Source organism: Halomonas sp. QHL1, from assembly GCF_001882345.1.
Taxonomy (GTDB): Bacteria; Pseudomonadota; Gammaproteobacteria; order Pseudomonadales; family Halomonadaceae; genus Vreelandella.
Map to the genome: position 1 here is coordinate 1,991,870 of NZ_MINL01000001.1, position 16,926 is coordinate 2,008,795.

The 16,926-nt window shown below is 57.2% G+C and carries 16 protein-coding genes; 14 read left to right on the forward strand and 2 right to left on the reverse strand.

The genetic code is table 11. The annotated features are described in order from the left end of the window. Nucleotides 1–10 precede the first annotated feature (10 nt). The 12 genes from argS (at nt 11) to tatC (ending at nt 10,268) form a co-directional block, all read left to right on the forward strand. A complete protein-coding gene (argS, locus tag QHL1GM_RS09110; protein WP_071694192.1) occupies nt 11–1,696 on the forward strand; it encodes an arginine--tRNA ligase in 1,686 nt (561 codons plus the stop codon). A gap of 3 nt (nt 1,697–1,699) precedes the next feature. Further along, a complete protein-coding gene (locus QHL1GM_RS09115) occupies nt 1,700–2,431 on the forward strand; it encodes an SPOR domain-containing protein (RefSeq protein ID WP_071694193.1) in 732 nt (243 codons plus the stop codon). 137 nt (nt 2,432–2,568) lie between these two features. Next, the gene (gene hslV, locus QHL1GM_RS09120; protein WP_035585510.1) at nt 2,569–3,102 is read left to right on the forward strand and encodes an ATP-dependent protease subunit HslV; all 534 of its coding nucleotides are present in this window, start codon (nt 2,569–2,571) and stop codon (nt 3,100–3,102) included. A 51-nt stretch (nt 3,103–3,153) separates the two neighbouring features. Beyond that, nucleotides 3,154–4,476, forward strand: a complete 1,323-nt coding sequence (gene hslU, locus QHL1GM_RS09125; RefSeq protein ID WP_071694194.1) for an ATP-dependent protease ATPase subunit HslU — start codon at nt 3,154–3,156, stop codon at nt 4,474–4,476. A gap of 112 nt (nt 4,477–4,588) precedes the next feature. Next, nucleotides 4,589–4,972 (forward strand): gamma-butyrobetaine hydroxylase-like domain-containing protein, encoded by a 384-nt coding sequence (locus QHL1GM_RS09130; RefSeq protein WP_071694195.1) that lies wholly within the window; start codon nt 4,589–4,591, stop codon nt 4,970–4,972. A 149-nt stretch (nt 4,973–5,121) separates the two neighbouring features. Continuing rightward, a complete protein-coding gene (gene ubiE, locus QHL1GM_RS09135) occupies nt 5,122–5,877 on the forward strand; it encodes a bifunctional demethylmenaquinone methyltransferase/2-methoxy-6-polyprenyl-1,4-benzoquinol methylase UbiE (protein ID WP_071694196.1) in 756 nt (251 codons plus the stop codon). 31 nt (nt 5,878–5,908) lie between these two features. After that, nucleotides 5,909–6,565, forward strand: coding sequence for an SCP2 domain-containing protein (locus QHL1GM_RS09140; protein WP_071694197.1), 657 nt, complete (start codon nt 5,909–5,911; stop codon nt 6,563–6,565). Continuing rightward, nucleotides 6,562–8,184, forward strand: coding sequence for a ubiquinone biosynthesis regulatory protein kinase UbiB (gene ubiB, locus QHL1GM_RS09145; protein WP_071694198.1), 1,623 nt, complete (start codon nt 6,562–6,564; stop codon nt 8,182–8,184). The genes QHL1GM_RS09140 and ubiB overlap by 4 nt, the downstream gene beginning before the upstream one ends. Before the next feature lie 31 nt (nt 8,185–8,215). Further along, on the forward strand, nt 8,216–8,590 hold the full coding sequence (locus QHL1GM_RS09150) for a phosphoribosyl-ATP diphosphatase (protein ID WP_071694199.1): 375 nt from the start codon (nt 8,216–8,218) through the stop codon (nt 8,588–8,590). A gap of 137 nt (nt 8,591–8,727) precedes the next feature. Beyond that, the gene (tatA, locus tag QHL1GM_RS09155; protein ID WP_071694200.1) at nt 8,728–9,006 is read left to right on the forward strand and encodes a Sec-independent protein translocase subunit TatA; all 279 of its coding nucleotides are present in this window, start codon (nt 8,728–8,730) and stop codon (nt 9,004–9,006) included. 3 nt (nt 9,007–9,009) lie between these two features. Continuing rightward, a complete protein-coding gene (gene tatB, locus QHL1GM_RS09160) occupies nt 9,010–9,480 on the forward strand; it encodes a Sec-independent protein translocase protein TatB (protein ID WP_071694201.1) in 471 nt (156 codons plus the stop codon). After that, entirely contained in the window at nt 9,477–10,268 is a 792-nt protein-coding gene (tatC, locus tag QHL1GM_RS09165; protein WP_071694202.1) for a twin-arginine translocase subunit TatC, read from the forward strand. The genes tatB and tatC overlap by 4 nt, the downstream gene beginning before the upstream one ends. Nucleotides 10,269–10,350: 82 nt before the next feature. Here the strand turns inward: tatC and elbB are convergent, their stop codons facing one another. Continuing rightward, the gene (elbB, locus tag QHL1GM_RS09170; protein ID WP_071694203.1) at nt 10,351–11,010 is read right to left on the reverse strand and encodes an isoprenoid biosynthesis glyoxalase ElbB; all 660 of its coding nucleotides are present in this window, start codon (nt 11,008–11,010) and stop codon (nt 10,351–10,353) included. Nucleotides 11,011–11,208: 198 nt separating this feature from the next. On the opposite strand from elbB, the gene hemB reads away from it, so the two are divergent. Both hemB and ppk1 read left to right on the forward strand, forming a co-directional pair. Beyond that, on the forward strand, nt 11,209–12,219 hold the full coding sequence (gene hemB / locus QHL1GM_RS09175; RefSeq protein ID WP_071694204.1) for a porphobilinogen synthase: 1,011 nt from the start codon (nt 11,209–11,211) through the stop codon (nt 12,217–12,219). A gap of 107 nt (nt 12,220–12,326) precedes the next feature. Next, nucleotides 12,327–14,516, forward strand: coding sequence for a polyphosphate kinase 1 (ppk1, locus tag QHL1GM_RS09180; protein WP_071694205.1), 2,190 nt, complete (start codon nt 12,327–12,329; stop codon nt 14,514–14,516). Between the two features lie 73 nt (nt 14,517–14,589). On the opposite strand, the gene metE is transcribed toward ppk1, so the two are convergent. Continuing rightward, complete coding sequence (metE, locus tag QHL1GM_RS09185; RefSeq protein WP_071694206.1) at nt 14,590–16,887, reverse strand: 5-methyltetrahydropteroyltriglutamate--homocysteine S-methyltransferase; 2,298 nt, start codon at nt 16,885–16,887, stop codon at nt 14,590–14,592. Nucleotides 16,888–16,926 lie beyond the last annotated feature (39 nt).

Genomic DNA, 16,926 nt, shown 5'->3' on the forward strand with positions numbered 1-16,926 from the left:
GGATACCTACATGAAAGATACGATAGTTTCTCTGCTCGAAGGCGCGGTCACCGCGCTCAAGCACCAGGGCGTGCTGCCAAACGATCTTCAGCCCACCATCAAAGTGGATCCAACCAAAGACAAGGCCCACGGCGATTACGCCACCAACTTGGCGCTGATGCTGGCCAAACCAGCAGGTAAAAATCCGCGCGAATTAGCCAACGCGCTGGTAGCCGCGCTACCCGAAAGCGACGCTATCCAAAAAACCGAGATTGCGGGCCCCGGCTTTATCAACTTTTTCGCCGCCGCCGATGCCGCGGCGCAAATCGTTGCCCAGGTGCTCGACTGCGGCGACACCTTTGGCCGCAGCATGGTCGGCAAAGGAGAGAAGGTTCAGGTCGAGTTCGTTTCCGCCAATCCCACCGGCCCGCTGCACGTAGGTCACGGTCGGGGCGCGGCCATTGGCGACTGCCTATGCCGCCTGCTCGAAGCCACCGGTTTTGATGTCACCCGCGAGTTCTACTACAACGACGCGGGCGCCCAGATCGCCAACCTGGCGCGTTCGGTACAAGCGCGGGTAAAAGGCTTGGGCCCTGACGATGCCAGCTGGCCCGAAGATGGCTATCGTGGTGAGTACATTGTCGATGTCGCCAACGATTACCTAGCAGGTAAAACGGTTAGCGCCGATGACCGTGAAGTCACCGCCAAAAAAGACCCGGATGATTTAGACGCCATTCAAGAGTTTGCCGTGGCGTGGCTGCGTCGCGAACAGGATCTGGATCTAAAAGCCTTCGGCGTGGAGTTTGACGTCTATTTCTTAGAGTCATCGCTCTATGAAGATGGCAAGGTGGATGCCACCGTTGAGAAGCTGGTGAACGCGGGCCACACCTATGAAGAAGATGGCGCCATGTGGCTACGCACCACCGACTTCGGTGATGACAAAGACCGCGTAATGCGCAAACAAGACGGTGGCTACACCTACTTCCTGCCCGATGTGGCCTACCACCTGGACAAGTGGCAGCGCGGTTTCAAAACCGTGATCAACGAACAGGGCGCCGATCACCACTCCACCGTCACCCGCGTACGCGCCGGTTTGCAGGCGCTGGAAGTCGGCATTCCCAAAGGCTGGCCCGACTACGTGCTCCACCAGATGGTCATGGTTACCCGCTCAGGCGTCGAGGTAAAACTCTCCAAGCGCGCGGGTAGCTATGTCACCGTGCGCGACTTGATCGACGAAGTGGGTCGCGACGCCACGCGCTTCTTCCTCGCCGCCCGCCGCGCCGACTCACAGCTCACCTTTGACATCGACCTGGCCCGCTCCCAGTCGAATGACAACCCGGTCTACTACATCCAGTACGCCCATGCCCGAGTCTGCAGCATGCTGCGCAAAGCCCAGGATGCCGACCAGCCGTTTGATCATGCCCTGGCACTGGCCAACCTGGCGTTATTGGACAGCGACCAGGAGAAAGCCGTACTTAACCGGCTAGCGCGCTTCCCTGAAGTAGTAGAAACCGCCGCCAGAAACCGCGAGCCCCAGCAGGTTGCCCAGTATTTGCTCGACCTTTCCGGCGACTTCCACACCTGCTACAACGCCGTCAAAGTAATGGTCGATGACGACACCCTGCGCAATTCGCGCTTGGCGCTAGGCCTCGCCACCCGTCAAGTGCTACGCAACGGGCTTGATTTAATGGGGGTTAGCGCCCCAGAGGAGATGTAAGCCATGGCTAGCCCGCGCAAAAAGCCCGCCCCCCGCCGCGGCGCCACCTCGCAGCGCAAGTCCAAGCGCAGCTCAGGCGGCTTCCGCCTACCCGGCTGGCTGTGGGGACTTGCTGGTATGGCGGCAGGCTTCTTTCTGGCTCAGCACCAGCACGGCACCGCCCCCTGGCAAGAGCAGAGCGAAGCACCTCAGGCCACGGTAGTGCCTAAGCCCTCGGGTAGCGAAGAGCGCGCCGCCGCTCGGGAAACCGAGGAAGCCGCCGAACCCTCGATGCCGACGTTTGAGTTTTATACCCTGCTGCCGGAAACCGAGGTCATTGCCCCCGGCGTCACGCTGCCGTCAAGCGTAGTGCGCCCGGAGACTCCCGAACAAACGGTCGATAGCGATGCGGCCTCCGTCGCCGCAGGCGACGACCCCATTGCCCAAGTCATTGCCGCCAATACCCGGCCCGAAGATCAGGTCTCGGCTGCCCAAGAGAATGAAGCGGCCACCAATACCCCAGGGCGCTATATGCTTCAGGCGGCTTCATTTCGAGAGGCAAGCGACGCCGAGCAGCTGCGCGGCCGACTGCGTAATTTAAGCCTGCTGGCGGAAATCAGCGCGGTACAGGCAGATGGCAGTACCTGGCACCGGGTACAAGTGGGGCCTTACGAAGACACCCGGGAGCTGAACCGCGCCCAGGATTTAATGAATACCCAAGGTATCGAGCCCCTGCTTATCCAACTGCAAAACTAATAATCCCATCCTGAATAGTTGCGGGCGGTTGATTTTTTATCAGCCGCCCGCATTTTGTTGTGAACGCTTAAACAATGGTCGCTTGTTGAGTGACCTGCCAGTCATCGGGAGCGAGCCTCCCCCAAGGAGTTATCTCCATGACCACTATTGTCTCCGTTCGTCGTGGTAACCAGGTCGCCCTCGCTGGCGACGGCCAAGTATCGCTGGGCAATACCGTAATGAAGGGTAACGCCAGCAAAGTACGCCGCCTCTACCGCGGCAAGGTACTGGCTGGGTTTGCGGGTGGCACGGCGGATGCGTTCACCCTGTTTGAGCGCTTTGAAGCGCAGCTGGAAAAGTACCAAGGCCATTTGACCAAGGCCGCGGTTGAGCTTGCCAAAGATTGGCGCACCGACCGGGCGCTGCGCCGCCTGGAAGCGCTGCTCGCAGTCGCCGATCACAGCGCTTCGCTGATCATTACCGGTAACGGTGACGTAGTCGAACCCGAGCGCGGCATTATTGCCATTGGCTCTGGCGGCAACTTCGCCCAGGCTAGCGCCCGTGCGCTACTGGAAAACACCGAGCTGTCGGCGCGTGAAATTACCGAGAAGTCGCTTTCGATCGCTGGTGATATCTGTGTATTCACCAACCACCATGTGACCCTCGAAGAGCTGTCGATTGACGGTCGCTAATCAACTCACGCGATCCCCAAACGCCGCTCATTGCCCACAAAGGTTACTTATATGACTCAGATGACACCCCGCGAAATTGTTCACGCTCTAGACCAGTACATTATTGGCCAGCAGGATGCCAAACGCGCCGTTGCAATCGCTTTGCGTAACCGCTGGCGCCGTATGCAGCTCGATGACGACCTGCGCCCTGAAGTCACGCCTAAAAATATTTTGATGATTGGCCCCACCGGTGTGGGTAAAACCGAGATTGCCCGCCGTCTGGCCAAGCTGGCCAAAGCGCCGTTTATTAAAGTTGAAGCGACCAAGTTTACCGAAGTCGGCTACGTGGGCCGGGATGTTGAGTCGATTATTCGCGACTTAATGGAAGCAGCGATCAAGATGGTCCGTGAACAGGCCAAAGAGGAAGTTAGCCACCGCGCCGAAGATGCTGCAGAAGACCGCGTGCTAGACGCCCTTCTACCGCCGCCCCGTGGCCAGGAAGATAAGCCGCGGGAAGATAACGGCACACGCCAGACCTTCCGCAAGAAGCTTCGCGAAGGGCAGTTGGACGACAAAGAGATCGATATCGAAGTATCTTCCCAGGGCCAAGGCATCGACATCATGACGCCCCCGGGCATGGAAGAGATGACCAGCCAGCTGCAGAGCATGTTCTCCAGCATGGGCCAGCAGAAGCGTGAAAACCGCCGCGTCACGGTCAAAGAGGCGCTGGTACTGCTGCGCGATGAAGAAGCGGGCAAGCTGGTCAACGAGGAAGAGATCAAGTCCCGCGCGGTCTACTCGGTCGAGCAACACGGCATCGTGTTCCTGGATGAAATCGATAAAGTAGCCAAGGGCAGCGGCCAGTCCAGCGGTGGCGAAGTCTCCCGTGAAGGCGTCCAGCGCGATCTGCTGCCGCTGATTGAAGGCTCCACCGTCTCGACCAAGTACGGCATGGTAAAAACCGATCACATACTGTTTATCGCCTCCGGTGCCTTCCACCTGTCGCGTCCGTCGGATCTGATTCCGGAGCTTCAGGGCCGCCTGCCGATCCGCGTTGAGCTCGACGCGCTTACGCCCAACGACTTTAAGCGCATTCTTACCGAGCCCTCCGCCTCACTGACCAAGCAGTATCAAGCGCTGCTGGCCACCGAAGGGCTCGACGTTGAGTTTACCCCCGACGGTATCGAGCGCATCGCTCAGATCTCCTGGCAGGTTAACGAAGGCACCGAAAATATCGGCGCTCGCCGCCTGCACACGGTGATGGAGCGGCTGTTAGAGGAAGCCTCTTTCCGAGGCGGCGATATGGAGAGCCCGCTGGTCATTGACGGCGACTACGTCAATGCTCAGCTTGGCGAACTGGCGGTCGACGAAGATCTGTCGCGGTATATTCTATAAGCTACGTCTGCCGTTATTATCAGCACTGGTATAGTCAGCAACAGTAAGCCCGCTCTTTGCGGGCTTGCTGCTATGTTCATAAGCCATGGACACTTAGCGATGAGGTCTGATCATGAATGCCCCTACCCCCACTCGGGTTCACTACCATAAGCAGAATCGCGAGCTGGAACTTGGCTACGCCAATGGGGAGAGTTTTCACCTCCCGGTTGAGTTTTTACGCGTCTATTCGCCTTCCGCCGAAGTACGCGGTCACGGCGGCGATACGGCGGTACTGCAAGTGGGTAAAAAAGATGTCGGTCTACAGAATATTACCCAGGCGGGCAACTACGCGCTGAAACTGCACTTTGACGATGGCCATGACAGCGGGCTGTTTAGCTGGAACTATCTGTATGACCTCGCTACCCACCAAGAGGCCTACTGGAACAACTACTTGCAGCGCTTAAAAGAGGCCGGTGCCTCACGAGAGCCCGCCAGTATTCAATTCAAACAACTGTGACTACCTGACTCAGGCCTATACAAGAAGCCAGGCAGACAAGCCAGGGTGGACAAGGCTACAATGGCGTTAACTTTTAATCGCGTCGGCCTTAAGGTCAAAAGGACTTACGGTCGAATTGCCACCGCCTCGAATTCGGGAGCTACTGCCCAATGAGCCCCACAGAAAAACGCACCACTGACTTTGGTTTTCAGGAAGTCCCTGTTGATGAAAAAGCCTCGCGAGTGGCTGATGTTTTCCACTCTGTGGCTGCCCGCTACGATGTGATGAATGACCTGATGTCCATGGGCATCCACCGGATATGGAAGCGCCTTACCATTGAGCGCGCAGGCGTGCGCCCCGGTCACCACGTGCTGGATATCGCGGGCGGCACGGGGGATTTAACGCTTAAGTTTTCCCGTATGGTTGGCCCCCGGGGCAAAGTCGTACTTGCCGATATTAACGCCTCCATGCTCAAAGTCGGCCGCGACAAGCTGATGGATAACGGCGTAGGCGGCAACGTCGAGTATGTTCAAGCCAATGCCGAAAGCCTGCCGTTTCCCGACAACAGCTTCGACTGCATCACCATTGCCTTTGGCCTACGTAACGTCACCGACAAAGACGCCGCGCTACGCTCCATGGCCCGGGTGCTCAAGCCCGGTGGTCGCCTACTGGTGCTGGAGTTCTCCAAGCCCAACAACCCGCTGCTCTCCAAGGCCTACGACGAGTACTCTTTCCGCCTGCTGCCCCGAATGGGCGAATTGGTGGCGGGCGACGGCGACAGCTATCGCTACTTGGCGGAGTCGATTCGTATGCACCCGGATCAGGAAACGCTCAAAGCCATGATGGAAGAGGCAGGGCTTGAGCGGGTTGAGTACACCAACCTGACCGGCGGTATCGTTGCACTGCACCGCGGCATTAAGCTATGAGGTTTCAGACGCTACAGGCCCAGAGGTCAGCATGCTGGTAACCCCGACCTTGCTACTGGCCGGTTGTGAACGCACGCTCAACGCCCTGCTCGCCCGCGACCCCGCGGCCCCTGCACGGCTAGCGGCACTGGCGGGCAGCCGTTTACTGGTTCGCCTTGAGCAGCCTCACTTAGCGCTGGTCATTCACTACCATCACGCCGGGCTCGACCTGATGCGCGGCGATGACGTTGATGAAACCGACGTAGACGCAGTGGTAGAACTCACTCCGGAAACGTTTTCCGAGTGGATCAGCGGCGCTTCGATTGAACGCCTTATGTTTGATGGCAAGCTGGCCGTGCGCGGGCGTATTCATCTGCTTGAAGCCACTCGAGACCTGCTCTTCGACCTGGACATCGACTGGGAGAGCGAGCTGGCCCACTGGCTGGGCGATATACCCGCCCACTCCCTGGCCGAAGGCCTGCGGCGCGCTGCCCGCTGGGGGCTGCGCGCCAAAGACGAGCTGATGCAGGATGTATCTGAATATGTCTTTGAAGAGGCACGCCTGCTGCCTGGGCCGCAGCAGCGTAGCCTGCTCCGCGAGCACCTGACCGAGTTAGAGGTGGCGACCGATCGCCTGGAAGCGCGCCTAAACCGCTTACAGCGACGACTAGAACAGCTTCAGCTTGCGCCACAGGAGACGCGCCCATGAGTTTGCGCCTGCTACGGATCAGCTGGGTGATCAGCCGCCACCGACTGGACACGCTGCTGCCGTTAGAGCGGCTGCCCTGGTGGCTCCGGGCGCTGCTGTGGTTTTCTCCGCTACGATTGATCCCCGTTGGCAAGCGCTCACGGGGCGAACGACTGCGCTTGTCGCTGGAGGCGTTAGGACCGATTTTTATTAAATTCGGCCAAATGCTCTCGACCCGCCGCGACCTGCTGCCAGCGGATATCGCCGATGAGCTTAAACGCCTGCAGGATCAGGTGCCGCCTTTTCCAGGTGATCAAGCCGCCGACCGGGTCGAGAAAGCGCTGGAAGTGTCGCTGGAAGAGGCCTTTGCTGAGTTCGATCGAGTGCCCTTGGCCTCGGCGTCGATTGCCCAGGTCCACGCGGCAAGGCTGCACGGCGGCGAAGACGTGGTGGTGAAAATTATTCGCCCCGGCATCGATCGCGTGATGCGCCAGGATATGGCGCTGATGTACCAAGTCGCCAAATTATGCTCCAAAATCCCCGAGGCGCGCCGCCTGCGCCCGGTGGAAGTCATTCGCGACTACGAAGCCACGCTGTTTGACGAGTTGGACCTTTACAAAGAGGCCGCCAATACCTCGCAGCTCAAGCGTAACTTCAAAGACTCACCGCTGCTGTTTGTACCCACCATCTACTGGCCCTTCACCCGCCGGCACGTGATGGTGCAGGAGCGCATTCGCGGTATTCCGGTCGCCGATTTAGATACCCTGATTGCTCGTGGCACTAATTTGAAGAAACTTGCCGAGCGCGGCGTCGAACTGTTCTTTACCCAGGTATTCCGCGACAACTTCTTCCACGCGGACATGCACCCAGGCAATATCTTCGTCAACTGTGACAACCCCGAAGATCCCCAGTACATTGCCATCGACTGCGGCATTGTGGGCAGCCTGACGCGGGAAGACCAGGACTACCTGGCGCGGAACCTACTGGCGTTTTTCCACCAGGACTATTACGAAGTCGCTGCGCTGCACATTGAGTCAGGCTGGGTGGGCGAAAATACCCGAGCCAATGAGTTCGCAGCGGCGATTCGCACCGTTTGTGAACCCATTTTAGAGAAGCCGTTGAAAGATATCTCCTTCGGCCAAGTGCTATTGGGGCTGTTTCAAACCGCGCGGCGCTTTAATATGGAAGTGCAGCCGCAGCTGGTACTGTTGCAGAAAACGCTGCTCAATATTGAAGGCCTGGGGCGCCAACTCTATCCGGATCTAGATCTGTGGAGCACCGCCAAGCCCTATTTAGAGCAGTGGATGAAAGAGCGTGCCGGGGTGAGCGGTTTATGGGAGTCGCTAAAGCGTCAGGCGCCGGAACTTTCGCACCAGTTGCCCGAACTGCCCGTACTGGCTCATCAGGCGCTTAGCCGCATGGAGCATGAGCATCGCCAGCGCCATCAGCAGGTCGATTCGATCAACGCCATGCGGGTGCAGATGGCGCGCCAGGTTAAACGCCTTTACCGCCTGCGGCTTGGCTTGATTCTACTGGCGCTGGCACTGGCGTGGCAGCCATTAAGCGGTTGGATTGCGCTTCAGGAGTGGCCGATACTAGCGGCCGCCGCCATTGGCCTACTGCTGCTGGTGTGGCAATAGAGTGACGCACTAAACGTTTACAAGGATTCCCATGGACAGCAACGCATTAACGCCTAACAATTCGACTAGCCACCCCAATGTGCTGGATACGCTCAATGAGGTGTTAAAGCAGCGGCGCCATGCAGCGGCAGAAGAATCTTATGTTGCCTCCTTGCATCATAAGGGTTTGAACAAGATACTCGAAAAGGTGGGCGAGGAAGCGACAGAAACAGTGCTTGCGGCAAAAGATGCTGAGCATGGTAGCGAGGCTGAACGCCAAGCGTTGATTTCTGAAACCGCCGACCTGTGGTTTCATAGCCTAGTGATGCTGTCACACCTGGGAATGGATCATCAGGCCGTTTTAGACGAACTGGCACGGCGCTTCGGCATTTCCGGACACGAGGAAAAAGCCGCCCGCCAGCCATAGTTACCACATATCGCTGTTGCATAGTGGTAACGCGCGTAATGTAGTGGTAACGCTGGTAGTAGCCATGTTTACATCAGCGCTTGCATCAACGTTTGCATCAACAATGAAAGTTAACTTGCTCCCATGAGGAAACGCATATGTTAGGTGGCATTAGTATTTGGCAGTTGCTGATTGTACTGGGCATCATCATCCTGGTTTTCGGCACCAAAAAACTGCGTAACGTGGGTACCGACCTGGGCGGGGCGGTCAAGGGCTTCAAGAAAGCCATGCACGATGAAGAAAAAAATAAAGAGGCAGATAAAGACGACGCCGACCAACCCCATGCCAAAGTGAGCCATGAAGAGCCGGGCAACACTTATGACGTTCAAGCCGAAGAGAAACAGGCCGCCAACGACCGCAACGAAGAGCGCAAATAAACCATGCTGGATATCGGCTTTCTTGAACTGATGCTGATTGGCGTCGTCGGGCTGTTGGTGCTTGGGCCGGAACGGCTGCCCCGCGCCGCCCGAACGGCGGGCATGTGGATTGGTAAAATCAAGCGTACGGTATCCGGTATGCAGCGTGAAATCAGCGCCCAACTGGAAGCAGAAGAGCTGCGCCAAAAGCTCAACGAACAGCAAAAGAAGCTCGATGACAGTTTGAAGAAAGCCAAGTTGGACGTAGAGAGCATTGCCGATAGCCCCTCAAACGCAGCGCCAGCGTCGCAGAGCGATACTGAGCAGCGGGTTGCCAAGGCCAGCTCTCGATTGGATGACGCCCTGCAAACGGTGCGTGAAGAAACGCCTCCGTCATCATCTACACCTGCCTCGGCTACGCCCACCCGCGAGGCCGAACCTGAAACGCCTAACCCTGAGTCGGCTGCACTTAATAAGGATCGTAATCACCAATGAGTATGTCTGGCGATTCAAAGGAGCCGCGGGAAGAGCAGAGCCAAGCCCCCCTGATTGAGCACCTGATCGAGCTACGCTCACGGCTAATGCGCGCCGTGATCGTTATCCTGGTGGTCTTTTTGGGCCTCTACTCCTTTGCCAATGATATCTACACCTTTGTGGCCGAGCCGTTAATGGCGCTACTGCCTGAAGGCTCGCAGATGATCGCCACGGAAGTCGCTTCGCCGTTCTTGGCGCCGTTCAAGCTCACCCTGGTGGTTGCGGTATTTATTGCTATTCCCTTTGTGCTACACCAAGCCTGGGCGTTTATCGCGCCGGGCCTTTACGACAATGAGAAAGCGCTGGCGATACCGATTCTGGTTTCGAGTATTGCACTTTTCTACGGCGGCGCGGCGTTTGCCTATTACGTGGTATTTCCACTGCTGTTTGAGTTTTTCACTCAGACCGGGCCGGAAAACGTCGCCGTCATGACCGACATTAATCAGTATTTGAACTTCGTTCTTAAGCTGTTTTTTGCCTTCGGCGTAGCGTTTGAAATTCCCATTGCGACCTTTTTGCTTATTTTATCGGGCGCGACGACGGTGGAGAGCCTGTCTAAAAAGCGCCCGTATATTCTTCTAGGCTGTTTCGTTGTCGGCATGCTGCTAACACCACCAGACGTGATTTCTCAGAGTCTACTGGCGATACCAATGTATCTGCTTTATGAAGTCGGGCTACTGTTTGGACGCCTGGTGCGTAAGCGCAAAGAGGAGAAAGAGGCCGCCGAAGAGCAAGAAGCAGACCTCTAAGCACGGGGTCAGGGTGCAGATACTTAAAAAACGCCGCCATTAACCATGGCGGCGGTTTTTTATCTAGAGCACAGCGTCGAGCTTAATCCATCATTTCGGCAATGCGGTCTACTAGCTTAAAAATACCGGTAGCAGCTTCGCTGATACGCGTTGCCAGCATATAGGCAGGCGTAGTGACCACACGATGTTCAAGATCCACGACGATATCTTCTACGCCGCAGCTACGGTGCAGGCCGCCCATGGCGCTAATGGCCCCGGAAACCGCCGGGTCATTGCCCACCGTTACCGCAATGCCCTCATCCAATAGGCGGGGTACCAGTACGGGGGAAATACACATCAAACCAATTGGCTTGGCCTCTTCGCGAAACCCCACCAAGGCCGCTTTTAATGCATCTAGAACCTGCATACTGTCACCGGCGCTGGCGAAGTCCGACAGGTTCTTGGCGACGCCAAAACCGCCGGGCACGATCACTGCGTCGAAGCTGTCAGCGTCTAACTCCTCCAGCGGGCTGACCTCTCCCCGCGCCAGGCGGGCAGACTCCAGCAGCACGTTGCGCTGCTCGCCCTCTACCACCTCTTGAGTGAGGTGATTAACCACATGGTGCTGCTCTATATCTGGGGCAAAACAACGGTAACCGATACCCAACTGATCCAAGCGCAGCAGCGTTAGCGTGGTCTCGTATATTTCTGAACCATCGTAGACGCCGCAGCCGGCTAAAATCACCGCCACCTGTTTGGTCATGCTTATCTCCTTATCCCAGGGTCTGCCGAACGCAATACAGCAAAGCAATCGCTCACTTTAGTCAGTCTGGCGTGTCGCCACAAGACGCCTTTCGCCGCAAGGTATGGCTGATATACTGACGCCAGGCCTTCAGGCATATTTATTTTCGATCCTTAATGTTCACGATTGCTGATCTTTACGACTTCTATGGAGAGACCCTTGAATACACCCACTGCCCGCCACTTTCCCGCCACGCGACTGCGCCGCATGCGCCGCGACGATTTCTCACGCCGGTTGATGCAGGAAAAGAGCCTGTCTCCCTCTGACCTAATCCTGCCGGTGTTCGTACTGGAAGGTGAAAATCAGCGTGAAGCCGTTGCTTCCATGCCAGGTGTTGAACGGCTCTCTATCGATCTGCTGATCGAGCAAGCTCGCGAGGCGTATGAACTGGGTATTCCAGCGCTGGCTCTGTTTCCTGTGGTTGGCCCCGAGCACAAGAGTGAGCTTGCTGAAGAGGCCTATAGCGCCAGCGGTCTAGTTCAGCGCAGCGTGCGCGCCCTCAAACAAGCGCTGCCCGAATTAGGCATCATCACTGACGTGGCGCTTGACCCTTATACCAGCCACGGCCAGGACGGCATCCTTGACGAACACGGCTATGTGCAGAATGACCGCACGGTGGATACGCTGCTCAAACAGGCACTCTCCCATGCCGAAGCCGGTGCCGACGTCGTCGCCCCTTCCGACATGATGGATGGGCGGATCGGCGCTATTCGTCTGGTGTTGGAGCAGGAACACCTGCATAACGTGCGTATTATGGCCTACAGCGCCAAGTATGCGTCGCACTACTACGGGCCTTTTCGCGATGCAGTCGGTTCAGCTGCCAACTTAGGCAAAGCGGACAAGCGCACCTATCAAATGGATCCCGCTAACAGCGATGAAGCGCTACACGAAGTGGCCATGGATATCGCCGAAGGCGCCGACATGGTGATGGTCAAGCCCGGCATGCCTTACTTAGATATCGTGCGGCGGGTAAAAAGCGAACTACAGGTACCCACCTTCGCTTATCAAGTCAGCGGCGAGTACGCCATGCACCGTGCGGCCTTCGATAACGGCTGGCTGGAAGCGGAGCCGGTGATACTGGAATCGTTGATGTGTTTCAAACGGGCAGGGGCAGATGGCATTCTGACCTACTTTGCCCTAGACGCTGCGCGTTTACTTCAGCGCCGCTAATATGACAACTAGGTGACACCTGTTTGTCATCTTCTCCCCGCATACTGCACTGATAAACAAGTATCAGGCTATGATACCTTCGAGCTATCAACGCGGGGAGATCCACCATGGACGAGCAAGCTTCAGATTCCTTACCATTATCGTCTACTGATCACACCAGCAGCGACGGCGATATGCCGCTACGGATCAACCGCACCCCTACCGGCGTTCAAGCGCGTGAAGCGCTACCTGAAACCGACCTCGACGATACCCAGCTCTACTTCAACCGCGAACTGTCGCATCTACAGTTCAATATTCGCGTGTTGGAGCAGGCGTTAGACGACGCCCACCCGCTGCTCAACCGGTTAATGTTCCTGCTGATTTTCTCCTCCAACATGGACGAGTTTTTCGAGATTCGCGTGGCGGGCTTAAAGCATCAAATTGCCCTGGGCGACGACACCACCGCCGCCGATGGCCGCCTGCCCAAAGCGGTGCTGGCCGAGATATCGCAGCTTGCCCACGCGCAAATTGACCGCCAGTATCAGATACTCAATGACACTTTGTTACCTGCGCTGGAAACCCATGGGCTGCGTTTTCGTCGCCGCGATCAGTGGACGGGTAAGCAGAAAGCCTGGGTTAAGGCATTTTTTGATAACGAAATCATGCCGGTCATCAGCCCGATCGGCCTCGACCCCTCGCACCCTTTCCCGCGGCTGGTGAATAAAAGCCTCAACTTTATTGTTGAGCTGGAAGGCAAAGATGCCTTTGGTCGCGCTGGGGGCATGGCGATTCTTCCCGCACCACGCTCGCTGCCGCGCCTGATGGCGCTGCCCAAGGAGCTGTGCGAAGAGGGTTTCTCGGAGTATGTTTTCCTCTCGTCGATGATTCATGCCCACGCCGAGGAGCTATTTCCCGGCATGAGCGTGCGCGGCTGCTACCAATTCCGGCTGACCCGCAATGCGGATATGAGCGTTGACCCAGAGGAAGTTTCGGATCTCGCCTCTGCGCTGCGCGGTGAGCTGCTGGCACGCCGCTACGGCAGCGGGGTGCGCCTGGAAGTCGCCGACAGCTGCCCCGATGACTTGACCAGCTTTTTACTGCGCCAGTTTGAGCTTGAGAGCGACGACTTGTATCGCGTCAAAGGGCCAGTCAACCTGACCCGAATGATGTCGGTGCTGGGTGATGTGGATCGTCCTGAATTGCTCTATCGTCCGTTCACTCCCAGCATTCCCAAAGCGCTCAAATCGGGTAGTCTGTTTGACGCCATCGCCAAGAACGACATTCTGCTCCATCACCCCTTCCAGTCGTTTACGCCGATTGAAGACCTGCTGCGCGAGGCCGCCCGGGATCCAAATGTACTGGCGGTGAAGCAGACCCTTTATCGAACGGGCGCAGACTCGGCCATTGTCAGTGCGCTGGTTGAAGCGGCCAGCCAGGGAAAAGAAGTCACTGTGGTCATTGAGCTGCGCGCGCGCTTTGATGAAGCCGACAACCTACAGCTAGCTTCACGCCTGCAAGAAGCCGGGGCGATCGTTGTCTACGGTATTATGGCGTACAAAACTCACGCCAAAATGCTGCACATTGTGCGCCGTGAAAAAGGCGAGCTGTGCTACTACGCGCACCTGGGCACCGGTAACTATCACTCTAAAACCGCCAAGCTTTACACCGACTACAGCCTGCTGACTGCCAACAAAGCGCTGTGTGCCGATGTGCATAAAGTTTTTCAGCAGCTATCGGGAATGGGCCGGGCGCGCAAAATCGACACGCTGTTGCACGCGCCGTTCACCTTACACGAGCGGCTGGTGGCAATGATTGAGCGCGAGGCGCAGATAGCGCGCAAGGGCAAGCGCGGGCATATCATCATTAAGTGCAACTCGTTAACTGAGCCCAAGCTTATCAAGGCGCTCTACCGGGCCTCTCAAGCGGGGGTTGAGTGCGATTTGATTATTCGCGGTATGTGCTGTTTGAAGCCCGGGGTACCGGGGGTTTCCGACAATATTCGCGTGCGCTCGATTATTGGACGTTTGCTGGAGCATACCCGGGTATTCCACTTCCACAATGACGGCAAGTCAGAAACTTGGTGCTCTAGCGCGGACTTTATGTCGCGCAATATGTTCCACCGTGTGGAGACCTGCTTCCCACTGCTGGATAAGAAGCTCGCCACCCGGGTGCGTAAAGACCTCGAGACCTACCTGGTGGATAACTGCCAGAGCTGGCTGCTCCAAACCGACGGCAGCTATCAACTACAAGACCCAGGTGAAGCCGACGCGATCAGTGCCCAAGAAACGCTGCTCTACGCCTACGCTTCGAAAAGCTAGACTTCGAAGCATTAGCTCTCATATCAAAAACCCGCTGCTTAATGCAGCGGGTTTGATTATGTTCTGTAACCGTTTACGAGTAGCGTTGGCGTAACACCTTAGCGGCTTCCACCATATTGGCTAGCGCTGGCTCCACTTCCGCCCAACCACGGGTTTTTAGGCCGCAGTCCGGGTTTACCCACAGCCGTTCGGCGGGGATTTTTTCCAGGGCTTTCTCCATCAAATCGACCATCCAGCTCACCTCGGGAATATTCGGGGTGTGGATATCGTAAACCCCTGGGCCGATTTCGTTGGGATAAGCGAAGTCCTGGAAGGCGTCCAACAGGTGCATATCCGAGCGCGATGTTTCAATGGTGATCACATCGGCATCAAGTGCAGCAATCGCGCCAATGATGTCGTTGAACTCCGAGTAGCACATATGGGTATGAATCTGAGTGGCATTGCCAACGCCTGCGGCGCTAAGCTGAAAACTCTCTACCGCCCAATCAAGGTACGACTGCCACTCATGCTGGCGCAGCGGTAACCCTTCGCGCAACGCTGGCTCATCGATTTGAATAATGTTGATCCCGGCTTTTTCTAGATCCAGCACCTCATCGCGCAGCGCCAGGGCAATCTGGCGGCAGGTGGTTTCCCGCGGCTGGTCATCGCGCACAAACGACCACTGGAGAATCGTCACCGGGCCGGTCAGCATACCCTTCATGGGTTTGTCGGTCAGGGTTTGGGCGTATTCGCTCCAACGCACCGTCATCGGGGCAGGGCGCGATACGTCACCGAAGATCACCGGCGGTTTTACGCAGCGTGAACCATAGCTCTGCACCCAGCCAAACCGGGTAAAGGCAAAGCCCTCAAGCTGCTCGCCAAAGTACTCCACCATGTCGTTACGTTCGGCTTCGCCGTGAACGGGCACATCGATATCCAGCGCATGCTGACGTTCAACTGCATAGGCGATCTCGGCCTGCATGCGGGCTTCGTAGTCGGCCAACGCCAGCTCACCGGCCTTAAAAGCACCACGGGCGGAACGAATCTCATTGGTTTGAGGGAAAGAGCCAATCGTTGTAGTGGGGAATAACGGTAGCTTGAGCGCCCGGCGTTGAGCCTCGGCACGCACGGTGTAAGGCGCCTGGCGCTGGCTATCAGCAGGGCTAACCGCCGCCAAACGCTCACTGACCACAGCTTGGTGAATACGCGTTGATTCACGCCGGGCATCCAGCGCCCGGGTGGCCTGATCCAGACGCTGCTCGTCGGCGCGCGTGGCGCGGTTATCGACCAAGCGCGCCAAAGTGACCACCTCGTCAAGCTTCTGTCGCGCAAAGGCAAGCCAACTGATTAGCTCATCACCCAGCTCCGTCTCCTGCTCCAAATCCACCGGCACATGCAGCAGCGAGCAGCTTGGCGCCAACCAAAGCCGCTGGCCCAGACGCACTTTTAATGGCAGCAGGCGTTCCCGCAAGGCGGCCAAATCGGCCCGCCAGATATTGCGGCCATCGACAAAACCGACTGATAGCACCTGATGGGGGCCAAGGCGATCAATTACACTCTCGACTTGCTGCGGTGCGCGCACGGCGTCGATGTGTAAACCCGCCACGGGTAGACGGGTCGCCAGTGAGAGGTTGTCGCCCAAGCCGCCGAAGTAAGTGGCTAGCAATAGTTTTAGCGGCGCAGACTGAAGTCGGTGATAAGCCCGCTCATAGGCCTGCTGCCATGCCAGCGGCAGATCCTGTACCAGCGCTGGCTCATCCAACTGAACCCACTCGATGCCTTGGGTGGTGAGCCGCGCTAATATTTCGCCATACACGTTGAGTACGCTGTCGAGCAGCGTCAGGCGATCAAAATCACCGCCCTTGGTTTTGCCCAGCCATAGCCAGGTTAGTGGCCCCGTCAGCGTTACTTTCGGGGTAAAACCTGCGCGTAACGCTTCATCCACTTCGTCAAACAGGCGGTTGGAGGCCAGGGTAAACGTTTGCCCTTCGTGCAGTTCGGGGACGAGATAGTGATAGTTGGTATCGAAGTACTTGGTCATTTCACAGGCCGCGGCGGGCTCCCCGCTGGGCGCTCTACCCCGGGCCATACGAAAGGTAGTGTCGAGATCGATATCGCCACCAGCAACCTCTGCTTGGGCGTTAAAACGTGAAGGCACCGCTCCCAGCGCCACCGAAACATTCAGCACTTGATCATAAAACGCGAAATCGCCCACGCTAACGAAATCCAAACCCGCATCCTGCTGCGCCTGCCAGTGGCGCAAACGCAGCTCACGGCCAGTGCTTTCCAGCTCGCTACGCGAACACTCGCCTTTCCAGTACGCCTCAGTGGCTTTTTTTAGCTCTCGCTGCGCACCAATGCGGGGATAGCCGAGAATATGAGAAACTGTCATGATGAACCCTACCAACGTGAATGAATTCACACAGTCTGG

Bases quoted from the DNA above. Each gene is read 5' to 3' on its own strand.
- elbB (WP_071694203.1), bottom strand. From the start codon at position 11,010: ATGACCAAACAGGTGGCGGTGATTTTAGCCGGCTGCGGCGTCTACGAT.
- metE (WP_071694206.1), bottom strand. From the start codon at position 16,887: ATGACAGTTTCTCATATTCTCGGCTATCCCCGCATTGGTGCGCAGCGA.
- hslV (WP_035585510.1), top strand. From the start codon at position 2,569: ATGACCACTATTGTCTCCGTTCGTCGTGGTAACCAGGTCGCCCTCGCT.
- argS (WP_071694192.1), top strand. From the start codon at position 11: ATGAAAGATACGATAGTTTCTCTGCTCGAAGGCGCGGTCACCGCGCTC.
- ubiB (WP_071694198.1), top strand. From the start codon at position 6,562: ATGAGTTTGCGCCTGCTACGGATCAGCTGGGTGATCAGCCGCCACCGA.
- tatB (WP_071694201.1), top strand. From the start codon at position 9,010: ATGCTGGATATCGGCTTTCTTGAACTGATGCTGATTGGCGTCGTCGGG.
- ubiE (WP_071694196.1), top strand. From the start codon at position 5,122: ATGAGCCCCACAGAAAAACGCACCACTGACTTTGGTTTTCAGGAAGTC.
- hslU (WP_071694194.1), top strand. From the start codon at position 3,154: ATGACTCAGATGACACCCCGCGAAATTGTTCACGCTCTAGACCAGTAC.
- tatA (WP_071694200.1), top strand. From the start codon at position 8,728: ATGTTAGGTGGCATTAGTATTTGGCAGTTGCTGATTGTACTGGGCATC.
- ppk1 (WP_071694205.1), top strand. From the start codon at position 12,327: ATGGACGAGCAAGCTTCAGATTCCTTACCATTATCGTCTACTGATCAC.
- QHL1GM_RS09115 (WP_071694193.1), top strand. From the start codon at position 1,700: ATGGCTAGCCCGCGCAAAAAGCCCGCCCCCCGCCGCGGCGCCACCTCG.
- QHL1GM_RS09150 (WP_071694199.1), top strand. From the start codon at position 8,216: ATGGACAGCAACGCATTAACGCCTAACAATTCGACTAGCCACCCCAAT.
- QHL1GM_RS09140 (WP_071694197.1), top strand. From the start codon at position 5,909: ATGCTGGTAACCCCGACCTTGCTACTGGCCGGTTGTGAACGCACGCTC.
- tatC (WP_071694202.1), top strand. From the start codon at position 9,477: ATGAGTATGTCTGGCGATTCAAAGGAGCCGCGGGAAGAGCAGAGCCAA.
- QHL1GM_RS09130 (WP_071694195.1), top strand. From the start codon at position 4,589: ATGAATGCCCCTACCCCCACTCGGGTTCACTACCATAAGCAGAATCGC.